Here is a 15,354-nt window from a genome sequence, read left to right as displayed (position 1 = left end):
CACCGGCTGACTGGATTAATAGAAAACGATTATTTAAACGCAGCGTATTGGTTTTCGGATGTTTTATTAGAGTGAGAAAACTCTGTTTCAACATCCAGAAGATGGTGTTCTAAACCAAGAGCCTTACTGGTCTGTAATAATACCTTTTCATTCATTTCAGGATGACTATTTAACTCGGTTCCGTATGAAGGAATCATAGAGCTGATTTTATCTTTCCATTTATCTGTTGCCATTTCTTGGCTGAAGCAATTTTCTAATAGTTCGAGCATAATTGCTGCAGAAACAGATGCACCAGGAGAGGCACCTAATAGTGCTGTCAAACTGCCATCTGCAGCATGAACCAGCTCTGAACCAAGGTGAAGCTCCGCAGGTGTACCAGGTTTTTTCTTAATGATCTGCACACGTTGTCCTGCTTGCCACAGTGACCAATCTTCTTTACTCGCTTCAGGGAAAAACTCTTTGAGTGCATCAAGTCTGTCGTCATCACTTTGACGAAGCTGACTGACCAAATACTTAACCAGATCGAAGTTTTTAAGGCCAACTTGTGTCATTGGCAGAAGATTGGACGCATTGACTGTACCAAACAGATCAAATAAAGAACCTTCCTTCAAAAACTTAGTAGAGAAGCTCGCAAATGGGCCGAACAGTAATACCTTTTTGCCATCGATGATGCGGGTATCCATATGTGGAACCGACATCGGCGGAGCACCAACAGCCGCTTTTCCATATACCTTGGCGGTATGGCGTTCTACAATCTCTGGATTCTCTGTCACAAGGAATTGACCACCAACGGGGAAGCCCGCGTAACCTTTCGCTTCAGGAATGCCGGATTTTTGTAGCAGAGTTAAAGAAGCTCCACCCGCACCAATAAAGACGTATTTTGCATTGACTGTTCTTGTATTACCTGTGGCGTTATTCACCACCTTAACCTGCCAATGTCCGTCAGTATTGCGCTTGAGAGACTTTACGTCATGGCGTAAGTTAACAGAGAAGTTTTCATTTTCCTGTAAAATACCCAGCATATTCTTAGTCAGCGCACCAAAGTTCACGTCTGTACCAATACGGGAAAATGTCGCAGCGACGGGTTGATCCGTTTGCCGACTTTCCATACAAAGCGGAATCCAAGATCGAATTTGATCATGGTCTTCGGAATAGCTCATGCCGTCGAATAGAGGACTACGACGCAATGCTTGGTAACGCTTGCGCATAAACTCAACGTTTTTCTCTCCAGTGACGAAACTCATATGAGGCACGCTGGTGATGAATGACGATGGATCTTTTATTTGGCCCGTTTGAACCAAATAAGCCCAGAATTGGCGAGACAATTGGAATTGTTCATAAATGCCAATCGCCTTTTCGGTTTTGACTTCACCGTCTGAGGTTTGTGGTGTGTAGTTTGATTCTGCAAGTGCTGAGTGACCAGTCCCTGCATTGTTCCATCCGTTGGAGCTTTCGTTTGCGACGTTATCCAAACGTTCGAATAGTGCCATTTTCCAGCTTGGTTCTAATTGCTGTAATAATGTACCCAGCGTAGCGCTCATCACGCCACCGCCAATTAGAACGACATCGACCAGCTCATCCTTTGCATCAGAATTCCGCTGGTTCAATCCATTTTGACCAGTATGTTTTTTCATCGGGGCTTCAATCTCTTTTTTCGGCTTTTATTTTTACGCCATCCTTTATGTAGGCATCAAAAGACAACATCAGAAACGTATTTCTAATATTTATTCATTCGTGCTTTTATCTGTTTTTTATGTATGGATGGTGAGTGTTGATGCAACAATACACATATTGTGTGAAGCACATCAAAACTGAGCTCAATATACCACCATAAAATGTGACTACAAGATGCTTTTAAGGATAAATGTTAATCGCAGGACAATATCTTTATAAAAGGTAACTTGAGCGAACAAAAAACGCCTGAAATGCGTAAAAATTTAGACAGGATTCATAATTATTTGTGGCGTTGCCAAAATAATATAGGCCAATCATTTTTGTTTGCCTCAGCACGTAATTTTGGACAAGGATTGATTGTTATAGGGAAGTCTACGTACTGACATAGAGGTAGGTCATTGATAGAGTCGGTATAAAAATATAGCGGAGTAAAAAAGAGTTCTGCTGAGTCTACCCAAGACTCAAGACGTTTAATTTTTCCTTCTTTAAAACTTGGAACGCCACAAATGATGTCTGTGTAACCGTTATTATCTTCAACTAAGTCAACTCCCATGCAGTGCTTGATCCCAAGAATATCCGCAAATTTCTTCACGATAAAAGAGACCGTTGCGGAAATAATGACAATGTTGTGCTTTGCCTCTTTAAGTGAATCAATGGTTTGTTGGGCTTGAGGAAATATGAGCAGTATGACTTTGGTCTCTACGAACTTTTCTGCAAGAAGATCTACGTCATTTTTCGATAGATGTTGTAATGGTGCCATTGCAAACTCGATATATTGCGCCATGTTGAGGGATCCAGACGCATACCGCGCCATGTAGGCGCGGTCTTGATCTAAAAAGCCAGGAATTTGGATAATATGTTGTTCGACTAAGAACTCATTCCAAAGAAGTGAGCAATCTCCATCAATTAACGTATCATCCATATCAAATATGTAGAGCGGTTTTGACACAATATGTTCTCGTTGCAAATTTATTCTACTTTGACCAGTGAAACTAATACTTCACCTTCCTTCGGTTCTATTGACTCAATATCGTGGCAGATATTGACTCTATTTTTTTTATCCACAACGAATAGAGGCAGAACAAAGTCGTCTTTGTATTCTTTCAAGTAGTCTTCATAAGTAAACGTTTCGTTGATCTTAGTGTGTCTGATTTCGCCGCCTTGATTGAATAGACTGGCTAGCTTCTTGTAGCTGACTTGCCCACCCAAGAACGAAAGGCCGTGGTACTCTTCAGCTGCACGGTGTTTTTCGGCATTTTTGACCGTCGCATTGTCATGAAGACAGAACACGCTTTTTTCATCGAAATCGCGGACAAAGCGCATACAAGCCATGACGTTAAAATGCTTATCCGGAGTTAGCGCTAAAACATGTCCAAGACCTATGTAGTTGAGGTATTCGTCTGCATGACTCGACATCGCATTACCATAGTAGCACTCGAGGCCTGACATTCTTGCACGGCGAATGTAATCCCAGTTTGAATCACAAAGTAGGACTCGGCAGTCGTATTTAGTAATCGCTTTGGCAATTTCACGAGCGATTTCGTTTGCGCCGACCATGAGAAAACCACGAGGCGCTGGCTCTGCAACTTTAAGCCATAGAGCCATAGGTCTTGCTGTGGCACTTTGCAGCACAACTGTACCAATGATAACCATAAAGGTCAGGGGAACAAGTAGATTGGCTTCAACAATACCAAGCGAGTTGAGTTTGATAGCAAATAGAGAAGAAATTGATGCTGCCACAATACCACGCGGAGCACACCACGCGAGAAAGGTTTTCTCACTGCGCGTTAATTTACTGCGCAATGTCGCGATAAAAATCGAGACTGGACGCGATACTAATTGCATGATGACAAATAGCGTAATGGCACTCCAACCGAGAGTGGTAAAATCGTCTAACTCAATTCGGGCGGCGAGAAGAATGAATAGACCGGTGATGAAAAGGATCGTAAGTTGCTCTTTGAAGTGAAGAATATTACGAATATCGACCCCTTTGGCGTTGGCTAACCACATCCCCATGATGGTAACAGTGAGTAACCCCGATTCTGGTTCAAGGGCATTCGATGCAGCGAACACACCAAGAACGATACTCAATACCGCAAATGGCTGCAGATATTCAGGAATCAAACTTTTTCTCAACGCATAACCCACCAACATTCCCGAAATAACACCAAAAGAAAGCCCGACAAGGAGGATGAGTGCAAAGACATGAAGACTGTGTGCTTCACTACTTGAGATAATGAACTCATACACCATTACGACAAGCAGAGCACCGAGAGGATCGATTAATATACCTTCCCAACGTAAGAGATTAGAAATACGAGAATTAGGTCGTACGGTTCTTAACAATGGAACGATTACCGTTGGCCCCGTTACGACTGTCAGACTACCAAACAGTAAGGCTAGCTCCCAGCTGAAATCAAGCAGGTAGTGGGTTGAAACACTGGTAATAGCCCAAGAAATCAAAGAGCCAATGGAAATGATGCTCCAAACAGTATTACTGACCCCTTTAATCTCTTTGAAGTTTAATGTAAGGCTACCCTCGAATAGGATAACGGCAACAGCGAGTGAAACAAGAGGGAATAGCAGTTCTCCCAGAAGATCCTGAGGTCTTAAAAAACCGGTCAGAGGACCAACAATGATCCCAGCGATAAGCAAAAATAAAATCGCTGGTAGCTTTAATCGCCACGCCAGCCACTGGCAACCCAGTCCTATAACCCCGATGATAGCCAAACCCAGGGCAACAAGCTCTTCACTCATGTAGATTTTCCTTTATTATCAATATTGAAGGCGCTAGTTATAATCTAGCTTTGAGGAATAGGAATCACAACCTTTTCAAATTTTTATCAGCAATATTATTAAGAATAGGCCACGATAGATTTGTTTTTGGAATTTTAAATCCACAAAATTTTGATATGAAACACTTATTTCATTTTCATCTAATGATATGGTAACGCATGTATTCAATAAGATATCCAAAAATTCAAATTGAGGCGTTTCAAAATGGATAATAGTTGTTTCTATTGTACGAAGGATGAAAGACTAACAAATCTGATGTATGAAATCGCAGAATTAAGTGTATCAACTTTTTTCTTTTTCAAAGATCAGACTTACAAAGGTCGTTGCATTGTTGCTTATAAAGGACATGCAAAAGAGCTAACTGATATTCCGGCTGAAGATTTACCATTGTTTGCTCAAGATATGGCAAAAGCCGTTAAAGCTATGGAAGCTGTGTTTAAACCTGACAAAATTAACTATGCCGCCTTTGGCGATAAGCTACATCATATGCATTTCCACTTAGTTCCTAAATACGAAGATGGTCCGGCATGGGGTGGCGTATTTGCCATTACTCCCGATCCAAAAGTTCATCTTCAGGAAGACGAATATCAGCAATACATTTCTCAGCTTAGACAAAGCTTAGAAGCTTAATTCTAACTAAAATATATTTTATTAGTAGTTTGATCGCACTTGTTTTCTCTGGACAGTGCGATTTTTTTCTTTTCGTTTTCTGTAAATAGAATAGGGTATGTAACATAGAGATGATCCACAAGAAAAGTCAGTGTAAACTATTGATCTGACCAATATAACGACATTACACACTATGTTCGGACTTTTTCTTCTTCAAGTTGCGCTATTTTCGTTATTTCCACTGTATTTCACCACACTAGATGGCCCGATCCGCAGGGTCTCGTACTACATTTATCTGGCACTTGTACTTTTGATTGGTGGATTCTTTGGAAACGTGTATTCACTTCCTATCACCTCAGAAATAAACGTGTCAGGTGGTAACATTTGCTACGGCGCCTTTATGATGACAGCCGTGCTTTTTGTTTTAGTGGAGAAAGATTTTTTCATACTACGCCATGTCGTTCGTTTGGTGATTTTCGTCGATCTATTTAACGTATTATTTTCATCTTTGGTGGCGAAAAGCCTCGAAAATAATTCCGTTATCAATCCACACAACACATCCGCAGCCTTATTCGATGTCTCGACTCCATTTATTATTTTGGGGGGAGTTCTAATTATCTCGGAATTATTGGTTCTTCTGTTTTTGTTTGAACAAATCAAGAAGATCAATCTTGCTCCGGCACTCAGTGCGTGTATCTATATTCTCTTGTTCATCTCTGTTTTGTGTTTCGATGGAATTGCTTTTCCACTAATTGCGTTTGGTTTCAGTCCAGAGATTGTTGCGATTGTTTTTGGAGGATTAGACGGAAAAGTCTTAACGGCAACTTCATTTAGTATCCCTCTCCTTATATTTGCGGTAGTAAAAAGAGAGTCTTTCATTCACTACCTTGAGTCAGATACGTTTCGTTGGGGACTGTTGTTTAAAACGAGTTCACAAATTATCGAAGAAATGTCAGATCAAGAATACGGATTAGAACAGGCAGCAACGGTATTTAAAAACTCAAGTGAAGGACTCGCATTTGTCTCTCATAGTGGGCAAGTTATTCAGGCGAACCAATCATTTCTTGAGATGCTCAAGTTATCAAACGACGATATCTCGAATAAAAACACGGTGGTGAGTGCATTGTTTCAGCACAATGGCTTATTAATTCATAATACTCAGGTGTTATCCGGTAAATGGCGTGGTGAAGTAACCTTTGGTGAACGTTATCAACATCAGGGATTACTCTCAGTTACAAAAGTGAGATCTTCATCGAACAAAGAATCAACCTTTGTTTTCTCTCTTGTCAACATCGATGAGCAAAAGCAAGCGCAGAGTAAGTTAAATCATCTTGCACGACACGATCAATTAACTCAATTACCTAATCGTCGTGTTCTGGATGAGAAATTGCATGAAGCAAGTGGTAGAGCAGCTGCGCTACTGATCATCGATTTAGACCATTTTAAAGACGTGAACGACAGTTATGGACATGCTGCAGGTGATGAAGTGTTGAAACAGGTATCAACTCGCTTACTGCAAGTACAAAACCAGTACAGTGGCCATGTTGGCGTATTGTGTCGAACGGGTGGAGATGAGTTCGCTTTGCTCCTCAACGTGTACGATTATGAATTGAGCAAGCGTATTATTGCGGATATACAAGATTCACTTAAACAAGTTATTCAGCTTGAGCGATCAACAGAAGTCTATATATCAGCAACTATCGGTGCGAGTTTTCAGTCAGTTAATGAAGCACGCAATCTATTGCAAGAAGCCGATGCCGGAATGTATGAAGCGAAGAAAAATCGGCGAGGCACCTACGGCATCTATGAAGATCGTCTAACCATTGAAAGCCAACGTAAATTAACGTTGAGTTCTCACTTAAAAGTTGCAATCGAAAATAATGAAATTGAAGTGTATTACCAACCTCAATATCAAACCACTACCGAAACATTAATCGGTGTTGAAGCTTTGGCGCGTTGGAGAGATCAAGAACTAGGGTGGATCTCACCTGCGGAGTTTATTCCAGTAGCAGAAGCAACCGGACTGATTGAAAAGCTTGGAGAATACGTACTTTGTAAAGCGTGTAGTGATGCAGTTACATGGGCGGAACGCAATATTAAATTATCAGTCAATGTTTCAGCGCACCAGTTACGCTTTGGTCAGTTTATTACATCCCTAAACAAAGCGCTCGAGACGACTCATTTCCCTCGTCACTTACTTGAACTGGAATTAACGGAATCAGCCTACATTGAGAGAGAAAAAGAGGTATTCCCGCTGCTTGACCAACTCAAACAGTTGGGGGTTTGCTTGGCAGTGGATGATTTCGGTACTGGGTATTCATCATTATCGTATTTATCCAAAATGCCGTGGGATACTTTAAAAATAGACCGAAGTTTCATTACCAGAATCCCAGATGATGAAGAGCAGGCAAAATTAACCTCAACAATTATTAAAATGGCTCAAGATCTACGTTTGAATATCGTAGTTGAAGGGGTTGAAACGGTGGAACAACTTAATTTTGTCGCTGAGAGAGGATGCCAGATTATTCAGGGATATTACTATTCACCGCCAGTACCTAAATTCGAATTGGAAAAATTATTGGCAACAAAGTCAGAGTAAGTCAGCCATATTTTTGTAATAGAGTTCTCATAGGATCTTAACTAACTTAAACGGATTCTTAGGAATTCTGATGCCAGGTGCATTTGCCCACATAACAGTAGTTAATAAAATGATCCTCTCGGATTATTTTGTCCGAGAGTTTGATAGTGATGCTCGCCGAATTCTGACTATGAATCAGCCCTTTATGGAGTTAGGGTCACTAGCTCCAGACTTTCCATATTTAGTCTTTGGCAATAAGCCGCAGGCTCTTTGGGCAGATATTATGCATTCTTCTGGTGTGAACAGTTGTCTCATTAAGATGATTGAATATGTAAAATCATTGCAAGGCCACTGTTTTGCAAAGGCTTATGCTTGGCTTAGCGGCTATCTGGCCCATATCGTGGCAGATATTACCATTCATCCGGTTATAGAACGTACGGTCGGACACTATAAGGAGAACAAGAATCTCCATCGCGTTTGTGAGATGCATCAGGATGCCCATATATGGCATCGTATGGGACTTGGTGATATAGGTAATAAAGAAAGAGTATCGCGAACGTTAGAGTGCTGTTCCGGACGGGATAGTCCACTCGATCCTATCTTAATCGATATATGGTCATTAGGCCTTCTGAGTATCGATATGCCAAACAAAGTAGAAATGCCGAACATCCGACTTTGGTTTGAGTCCTTTCAGAAAGTCATTAATGTGGTGGAAGATAACTACCAGCTCTTTCCTTTCTCACGACATGTCGCTGCCTTCGTGGGGCTAAAATATCCAGATATCAAAGATATACAACCGCAATTTATTAATAATCTGCCGACCCCCGCTGGTAGAATGCCTTATGACGAGCTGTTTGATCTTTGTGTTGATGAAGTAGGGCATTACTTGAATTTATTGTGGAACAGTGTTGTTTACAACGGTGACCTTGATTGGATAAAACAATGGAATCTTGATATCGGTGAAGATGAAAATGGTGTAATGACCATCTGGGACAAATACAGTAAGAGACAGAGAGCGTAACTTGATGTATAAGGATTTTAAGTTTGTTTTATTGGCAGTTTTTCAGGGATGTATATTCAAAATATAGAAGCGTTTCTCATCGCGATTACCATACTTACTTTGACACCTGGACTTGATACCGCGCTGGTTATTCGCAATACCTCGCGTGGTGGATTAATCGATGGCAGTGTCACCAGTTTAGGTATTTGTACCGGGCTCTTTGTTCACGCAACTTTTTCAGCAATCGGTATTTCTGCGGTTTTGGCTCAGTCAGCTGAGCTTTTCCAGATTATTAAGTCAATCGGTGCCGTTTATTTAATCTGGCTCGGAATCTCCAGTCTTAGGTCTCTCAAAAACACCAATCATGGGCTCCAAATCAGTAATACGACACAAGGGCAATTACGCTTAATGCGTTCACTGAGAGAAGGGTTTCTTTCTAACGTACTCAATCCTAAAACCGCCGTTTTTTATCTCGCCTTTTTACCTCAGTTTATGAGCATGGAGCATTCAGCATTACTCCAGTCGTGGGTGATGGCGGGTATCCACTTTGTCATCGCTATGGTTTGGCAGTGCAGTCTGTCGGCTGTCTTAAATTCAGCGAAAAAGCTCCTGAAAAACCCGACATTTATGAAATGGATGGAAGGTACCACAGGTGTTGTTTTGATCGTTCTCGGCGCTAAGTTATTGCTGGATAAGCAATCTGCGTAATATCTGTTTTTCAATGTGATAGACGTGTCAAATATTGGCTTCGAATCGCTAATAGAGAATATTGTTAGCCTTTTCCTGATTTAAATCAGAATTTCAGACTTTTGAGAGGCATATTGTGTGCTCAAAAGGTCTGAAACTTCCAATGAATCGGAGAAAGTTATGAGCATAATGAGATTCTCAGTACCCAGAGATATAATCTATGGTGAAAACGCGCTTGCTGAACTAGCAAACTTAAAGGGTAAAAAGGCCGCTATTGTCACTGGCGGAAGCTCCATGAAACGTTTTGGTTTTCTAGATCAATGCCAGGCTCACTTGGCTGAAGCTGGTATTGAAAGTATCATTATCGATGGTGTGGAACCCAATCCTTCTGTTGCTACAGTGTGGCGTGGTGCGGAAGCGATGCAAAAATTCGAACCGGATTGGATTGTCGCGATTGGTGGTGGCTCAGCTCTGGATGCGGCAAAAGTGATGTGGTGTTTCTATGAGCACCCACATCTAAAATTCGAAGACATCATCGAAGTGGGCTCAATGCCTCCTTTACGTAATAAAGCGAAATTCATTGCTATTCCTTCAACCAGTGGCACAGCGTCGGAAATAACTGCGTTTTCAGTGATTACTGACACTGAAAATCACATCAAGTACCCAATTGTTGCAGCAGATATGGTGCCAGATATCGCCATCTTGGATCCGTTGCTACCTGAAACCATGCCAGACTATATCACCGCTAATACCGGTATGGATGTACTGACTCATGCCATCGAAGCACTTGTTTCAACCGCGGCCACTTCATTTACGGATCCTTACGCAATTGAAGCAATTCGCCTAGTAGTAGAAAACATTGTCCCTGCATTTAAAGACGGTAAAAATAAAGCTGCACGCTATAACATGCACAATGCGTCAGCTTTAGCTGGCATGGCGTTTACAAACGCATCTTTGGGATTAGTTCACTCTCTCGCACACAAAATCGGTGGTGAGTTTGGCGTAACCCATGGTCTAGCTAACTCAATACTCTTACCTTATGTCATTGAATATAATCGTCAGTTCACAGAGAAGTATAAAGTTGCTGAAGCATTAATTGGGCTTGATGATGTTGCAGAATCTGTACGTAAACTGAATGCTGGATTGGGTATTCCGTCATGTTTCAAAGATTGTGACGAAGTTGACTTTAGTGAAGAGAAATTTAAAGCGGTCTTAGATCGAATGAGTACACACGCACACGGTGATCCATGTACTCTGACCAATCCAGGCAACCCAACAGTTGAAGATGTCAAAGAGTTATACCGCGTTGCCTACTATGGAAAATAAGTGTGAGTTTTATAAATGAGCGAAAAGAAAATGCCGGGCTAATCCCGGCATTTTTCTATGCTTCGGCTTCTCTAGTTACAGAAGCTTCGGTGCGAAAATAGTTTTTTGTTTCTTCGATAACGACATTACGTAAAAGCAATAGACCAATCAAGTTAGGTATAGCCATCAACCCATTGACGATATCGGCGATAATCCAAATAAGCTCAAGGTGGAGGAAAGCGCCCGATGCAACCAGGAGGATGAATATCATTTTATAGGGTAGGACAGCCTTGGTGCCTAATAAAAATACAACGCATCGCTCACCGTAATAGTTCCATCCTAGTATCGTTGTGAAGGCGAAAAACATCAGTCCTATTGTGACTAGGAGCGGTCCCCACAAATCTGAATTCAAACCAGTAGCAAATGCATGAGTTGTCATTGCAGCTCCTGCAAAGTCACTTTGCCAAGCACCGGTTAAGATCAGTGCCAGTCCTGTCATCGTACATATCAAAATGGTATCAAAAAAGGTACCAGTCATTGATATCAGGCCCTGACGAACACACGAATTTGTTTTTGCCGCCGCTGCTGCCATTGGTGCGCTTCCAAGCCCGGATTCGTTCGAGAATACCCCTCTGGCAACACCAGACTGGATTGCTAACATTATTGTTGCTCCAGCAAAGCCGCCAGTAGCTGCGGACGTTGAGAATGCAGAAGACACGACTAAAGAAATCGCTGCAATAAGATGTTCTGACTGATTTATAATGACCGCAAGACACGCAAGTACGTAAAATACAGCCATCGATGGAACAACTTTTGAAGCCACTCGACTAATAGATTGAATACCTCCGATCGTTACGATAGCGACGAGTAACGTAAGCACGATTGCAGTAAGCTCTTTGGACATACCGAACGAAATATTGGCCGCATCAACGATTGCGTTAACTTGTGGGAAAGTACCAATGCCGAAAAAAGCCACGCCAATAGCGAATATGGCAAAAGCCGTTGCTAAAAACTTGGAGCCAACACCATTTAAGAGAAAGTACATTGGTCCGCCGACCATCTGACCTTTCTCATCTGTTTGACGGTATTTAACGGCTAATAAACATTCAGCGTATTTCGTTGCCATACCGAAAAGAGCTGCCATCCACATCCAGAATAGTGCACCGGGACCACCTAGCTTAATTGCTGTAGCGACACCAACGATGTTGCCTGTACCAATTGTAGCCGATAGCGCAGTACATAATGCGGCAAAGCTCGATACATCTCCTTCAGACTGAGAGTGACCGGATTTGCCAAAAACAAGTTTTAGAGCAGTTGGTAAATATCGAAACTGAAGAAGACCAAGCCTAATAGTAAAGTACACGCCTGTACCCACGAGCAAAATAAGTAGTGGCGGACCCCAAACAAAGCTGTCGATTGAGTTGAGTAGATTTTGTAACTGGTTCATAAATTCCCCTTATAAAACTTAACTAAGGAGAAGAGGAAAGGTGTGCGTTATACGCGAGCCAAAAGCAAGGTATAAAAATACGCCAAAACGGATAGGTAAAATTGTCGCCTTTCACTCCTCTGTCCTTTTGCCTGAGAGTTTCACCCCAATATGCTGGGACTTGCTCCTTCGGCGATCGATTAAACGATTCTCTCCAGAGGTTCCTCCAACTACAGTCCTTGCAAGCTTCTAAGAGCTATGCACCTGAAAGATTCACTTCTTCGGCGGGTTATTTTAACAAACTTGTAATAAGTAGGTTAAAAACCTCTCTCCTGCAGTCTTCACTGGAACAATTATCTTTGTAGGATAATTTGCGAGGTGAATGTTAAGACATATGAGGTACAATGACAATAAGAAACTTATACTTAGCTGATTAGTTATTGTTTTTTATCAATCCGCACGAAAGTCTGACGAAAAAACAATATAATTTAGATATAGTTATAAATAGGATAGACGTATGATCCGCATAATCGCTATTGTGGTACTTATCGCTCTGGCATTTGTTTTGGTTCGGTACAATACCAATCAACGATTGCAGAAAGGGGTAGTCATTACCATTCTTGCTGCATTTATTATTTATCTGGTGACTTTGGTCATTACTGAACTTGCTCATTGATGTTAATTGGGAGATATCATGAAAACAAAAAATGACGATCACGAACATGATGAAGACGTGGTCATCATAGAGCAACGAGACAAAAAATCGGTTCTTTATATTGCTATCGCGGCGCTAATAGGACTTGCTGCAGGCGGCCTTATTGGGGCGGCTGTAGCGAGTAATCATTGGGAAGGAACTTATACTGATCTAGAAAATAATATTAAACAAATGGATCAAAGTAGTGCATCAACGCTTGCACAAGCCAAGCAAGAAAATGATGAACAGATAGAAAAACTTAAAAGTGATTACGAAGAGCAGATAGAGAAGTTAAAGCAGCAGCAAGATGAAAAAGTGTCACAGCTGCAAGATAAACTTAAGCAATTAGAGTCACAGAAGCAGCAATTAGATAAAAAAGTTTCCTCTAAAGATAGCGAACTTAAAACTGCGGAAAGCAAGAACCAGAAACTGAATCAAAAAGCGGATATGCAGGCATCGGTTTTTGAACGTTCAAGAGAACTCTTCCAGAAAGAACTGACTGTCAAGCAAGAGCTAGAAAAGCTGGAGAAAGAAAAGGCGGATCTTAATAAGAAGTTGAAGGTATTCAAAACGGAATGTGATGCCTACTTAAATGGTACTTCTTGGGATGCACATTCTGATGCGTGTGATAAACAAGATGAAGCTAACTCTCGGATTAGTCAGGTGGATCAATTAATCAGAGTTCATCAGATGGATCTTAAGCAAATTAAAGCATTAACCAATGATTTAGGTCTAGATCAATAGCCAGTACGTTTTATAATCAAAGGCACTGACAACGTCAGTGCCTTTTTTATTGGTTCGTGCAGAATTTGCTTTTTAATGGTGCAGTAAAAGATTTTTCAGCCAAATACTGGACACTTAACGACATATAAATATGGCACAAAGGTTGCTTCAAGGATAATTATAATAACAAGTTCCCATGGAACGAGGGAGGTACTATGAAAATTTCAGTTATCGGAGCTGGCTCGGTCGGCGTTGGTGTATGTAATTATATATTGATGTTAGGAAGCGTCAGAGAGCTGGTATTGTACGATCGCACTCTGGCAAAAGCACAGGGCGAAGTATTCGACTTTAGACATACAATGTCACTCACTTTTTCCAAACATACGCGAATCACGCCCACGGATGATTTTATGGAATTGGTTGGTTCAGATATTATTGTTGTGACAGCCGGAGCTCAAATACAAGAAGGACAGAACCGGCTAGAACTGGCCGAAATTAACAGTCAAATTGGAGTAAGCATAGCAAAGCAGCTAGAAAAAGTGGCTCCTAAAGCCATTCTGATTGTTGTTACCAATCCATGTGACATTGTCACGCACTTTATGGTAGCTAATACCGGGTATTCACCATCGCAAATCATCAGTGCTGGATGCGTTGTAGACACAGCTAGACTGATGTCAATTGTCGCTAATAGAGTCAATCTGGATCCTAAAAATATTTTTGGCTATGTTCTCGGTGAGCATGGAAGTCATTGTTTTACGCCAAAAAGCTTGATCAGTATTGGGGGGCAACCTGTCGACTATTATTGCGATGTAAATAAAATTCCAAGGATAGATCCTGACGAACTCCTCGATGCGGTAAAACAAGCAGGGTATGAAATCTTCAAGAGGAAGAAAAATACCACACACGGTATCTCAGCCAGTGTTTTCCGTATCATACAAGCGGTTGCAATTAATGAGCGTTCTATATTACCGGTAGGAACCTTACTGCGTGGTGAGTATGGTTTAAAAGATGTTGCTTTAAGTCTGCCAACCGTTATAGGAAGGAAAGGGGCTGAGTCGATTCTGACTCATCCCTTCACTAACGATGAAATGGAGACTTTGAAAGCTATTGCTGGAGAGATGCAACAACAGATAATCAAAGTGGCTAAACAGACTGGACTAAGCTACTAGTTAGCTTAATTGTTACTTGCTAGGTTGTGTTTAGGATAGATCAATTTAGAAGTATAGAATCCATGCTTCTTAGCAATATCAATGTAATGATTGATTTGCTTCTGGCCCATGTTTGGTTTCCTTGACAGTAGCCAGAAGTAATCCGAGTTATATCCGCTAACAAGTGATACTGAATAATCTGGTTCCAGATAAAATACAGCATAAGTCCCATAAAATGGGCCAAAAAATGAAACTTTCAAATAACCAGTTGATTTGTCATCAACGAACTTTGCTTTTCCTTCAGCGGATTCCCAATGTTGTTCACTGTCATTCCAACCTTTATTAATGACTTTTAATGAACCGTCCTTATTAAGAGTATAATCGGCAGTTACGTTAGATAGTCCCTGCTCAAATGAATGGTCTAGTCTAGCAATCTCATACCATTTACCAAGGTAGTCATTTACGTCAAATTTTTTAACTGGAGTAATACCATTCGGAATCCCTGTGCACGCTGAAATAAGCATGCAAAGAGTTGAAAGAAATGTAATTTTTAAAATAGTTAGCCTTGATGACAGTGGCATTATGTTCTCCTAAATGCGTTTCTTATTCTCCGCTAAAAGCGAAAGAAGTGAAATTCTCAAAGTTATTTATTGATAATGAGAGACTTTCTCATTAAGATTGAGACCAAGCTCATATGAATATTTTAGTGAAACA

At 41.1% G+C, this 15,354-nt stretch carries 13 protein-coding genes and 2 riboswitches; of the genes, 8 read left to right on the top strand and 5 right to left on the bottom strand.

Translation table 11 applies throughout. The features are described from left to right. Positions 1-29: 29 nt before the first annotated feature. The 3 genes from mqo to EES38_RS10200 form a co-directional block, all read right to left on the bottom strand. Positions 30-1,634, bottom strand: coding sequence for a malate dehydrogenase (quinone) (gene mqo, locus EES38_RS10210; protein WP_124937079.1), 1,605 nt, complete (start codon positions 1,632-1,634; stop codon positions 30-32). Between the two features lie 320 nt (positions 1,635-1,954). Further along, positions 1,955-2,623 (bottom strand): HAD family hydrolase, encoded by a 669-nt coding sequence (locus tag EES38_RS10205; protein WP_124937078.1) that lies wholly within the window; start codon positions 2,621-2,623, stop codon positions 1,955-1,957. Positions 2,624-2,643: 20 nt separating this feature from the next. After that, complete coding sequence (locus tag EES38_RS10200; protein WP_124937077.1) at positions 2,644-4,431, bottom strand: cation:proton antiporter; 1,788 nt, start codon at positions 4,429-4,431, stop codon at positions 2,644-2,646. A 243-nt stretch (positions 4,432-4,674) separates the two neighbouring features. Here EES38_RS10200 and EES38_RS10195 point away from each other — a divergent pair, with 243 nt between their 5' ends. The 5 genes from EES38_RS10195 to EES38_RS10175 all read left to right on the top strand — a co-directional run bounded on the left by EES38_RS10195 (position 4,675) and on the right by EES38_RS10175 (position 10,670). Then, the gene (locus EES38_RS10195; protein ID WP_124937076.1) at positions 4,675-5,100 is read left to right on the top strand and encodes an HIT family protein; all 426 of its coding nucleotides are present in this window, start codon (positions 4,675-4,677) and stop codon (positions 5,098-5,100) included. A 172-nt stretch (positions 5,101-5,272) separates the two neighbouring features. Continuing rightward, positions 5,273-7,678: a sensor domain-containing protein gene (locus tag EES38_RS10190; protein ID WP_124937075.1), complete on the top strand. Its 2,406-nt coding sequence runs from the start codon at positions 5,273-5,275 to the stop codon at positions 7,676-7,678. 70 nt (positions 7,679-7,748) lie between these two features. Next, a complete protein-coding gene (locus tag EES38_RS10185; RefSeq protein ID WP_124937074.1) occupies positions 7,749-8,678 on the top strand; it encodes a zinc dependent phospholipase C family protein in 930 nt (309 codons plus the stop codon). Positions 8,679-8,726: 48 nt separating this feature from the next. Then, positions 8,727-9,365, top strand: coding sequence for a LysE family translocator (locus tag EES38_RS10180; protein ID WP_124937073.1), 639 nt, complete (start codon positions 8,727-8,729; stop codon positions 9,363-9,365). A 159-nt stretch (positions 9,366-9,524) separates the two neighbouring features. Then, on the top strand, positions 9,525-10,670 hold the full coding sequence (locus EES38_RS10175; protein ID WP_124937072.1) for an iron-containing alcohol dehydrogenase: 1,146 nt from the start codon (positions 9,525-9,527) through the stop codon (positions 10,668-10,670). A gap of 55 nt (positions 10,671-10,725) precedes the next feature. On the opposite strand, the gene EES38_RS10170 is transcribed toward EES38_RS10175, so the two are convergent. Next, on the bottom strand, positions 10,726-12,096 hold the full coding sequence (locus EES38_RS10170) for an alanine/glycine:cation symporter family protein (protein ID WP_124937071.1): 1,371 nt from the start codon (positions 12,094-12,096) through the stop codon (positions 10,726-10,728). A 116-nt stretch (positions 12,097-12,212) separates the two neighbouring features. Continuing rightward, positions 12,213-12,296, bottom strand: a riboswitch (glycine riboswitch). Between the two features lie 2 nt (positions 12,297-12,298). Further along, positions 12,299-12,420, bottom strand: a riboswitch (glycine riboswitch). Between the two features lie 172 nt (positions 12,421-12,592). Here EES38_RS10170 and EES38_RS22150 point away from each other — a divergent pair. The 3 genes from EES38_RS22150 to EES38_RS10160 all read left to right on the top strand — a co-directional run bounded on the left by EES38_RS22150 (position 12,593) and on the right by EES38_RS10160 (position 14,661). Beyond that, positions 12,593-12,751 carry a hypothetical protein gene (locus EES38_RS22150; RefSeq protein ID WP_166434237.1) on the top strand — a complete coding sequence of 53 codons (159 nt, stop codon included), beginning with the start codon at positions 12,593-12,595 and terminating at the stop codon, positions 12,749-12,751. 18 nt (positions 12,752-12,769) lie between these two features. After that, positions 12,770-13,513 (top strand): chromosome partitioning protein ParA, encoded by a 744-nt coding sequence (locus EES38_RS10165; RefSeq protein ID WP_124937070.1) that lies wholly within the window; start codon positions 12,770-12,772, stop codon positions 13,511-13,513. Between the two features lie 194 nt (positions 13,514-13,707). Then, positions 13,708-14,661: a lactate/malate family dehydrogenase gene (locus tag EES38_RS10160; protein WP_124937069.1), complete on the top strand. Its 954-nt coding sequence runs from the start codon at positions 13,708-13,710 to the stop codon at positions 14,659-14,661. Between the two features lie 5 nt (positions 14,662-14,666). Here the strand turns inward: EES38_RS10160 and EES38_RS10155 are convergent, their stop codons facing one another. Next, positions 14,667-15,221 carry a lipocalin family protein gene (locus EES38_RS10155; protein WP_124937068.1) on the bottom strand — a complete coding sequence of 185 codons (555 nt, stop codon included), beginning with the start codon at positions 15,219-15,221 and terminating at the stop codon, positions 14,667-14,669. Positions 15,222-15,354: the final 133 nt, after the last annotated feature.

Source organism: Vibrio viridaestus, from assembly GCF_003856525.1.
Classification (GTDB): Bacteria; Pseudomonadota; Gammaproteobacteria; order Enterobacterales; family Vibrionaceae; genus Vibrio; species Vibrio viridaestus.
This window is presented reverse-complemented; position numbering and strand designations above follow the sequence as displayed.

Bases quoted from the DNA above. Each gene is read 5' to 3' on its own strand.
- mqo (WP_124937079.1), bottom strand. From the start codon at position 1,634: ATGAAAAAACATACTGGTCAAAATGGATTGAACCAGCGGAATTCTGAT.
- EES38_RS10200 (WP_124937077.1), bottom strand. From the start codon at position 4,431: ATGAGTGAAGAGCTTGTTGCCCTGGGTTTGGCTATCATCGGGGTTATA.
- EES38_RS10195 (WP_124937076.1), top strand. From the start codon at position 4,675: ATGGATAATAGTTGTTTCTATTGTACGAAGGATGAAAGACTAACAAAT.
- EES38_RS10190 (WP_124937075.1), top strand. From the start codon at position 5,273: ATGTTCGGACTTTTTCTTCTTCAAGTTGCGCTATTTTCGTTATTTCCA.
- EES38_RS10185 (WP_124937074.1), top strand. From the start codon at position 7,749: ATGCCAGGTGCATTTGCCCACATAACAGTAGTTAATAAAATGATCCTC.
- EES38_RS10180 (WP_124937073.1), top strand. From the start codon at position 8,727: ATGTATATTCAAAATATAGAAGCGTTTCTCATCGCGATTACCATACTT.
- EES38_RS10175 (WP_124937072.1), top strand. From the start codon at position 9,525: ATGAGCATAATGAGATTCTCAGTACCCAGAGATATAATCTATGGTGAA.
- EES38_RS10170 (WP_124937071.1), bottom strand. From the start codon at position 12,096: ATGAACCAGTTACAAAATCTACTCAACTCAATCGACAGCTTTGTTTGG.
- EES38_RS22150 (WP_166434237.1), top strand. From the start codon at position 12,593: ATGATCCGCATAATCGCTATTGTGGTACTTATCGCTCTGGCATTTGTT.
- EES38_RS10165 (WP_124937070.1), top strand. From the start codon at position 12,770: ATGAAAACAAAAAATGACGATCACGAACATGATGAAGACGTGGTCATC.
- EES38_RS10160 (WP_124937069.1), top strand. From the start codon at position 13,708: ATGAAAATTTCAGTTATCGGAGCTGGCTCGGTCGGCGTTGGTGTATGT.
- EES38_RS10155 (WP_124937068.1), bottom strand. From the start codon at position 15,221: ATGCCACTGTCATCAAGGCTAACTATTTTAAAAATTACATTTCTTTCA.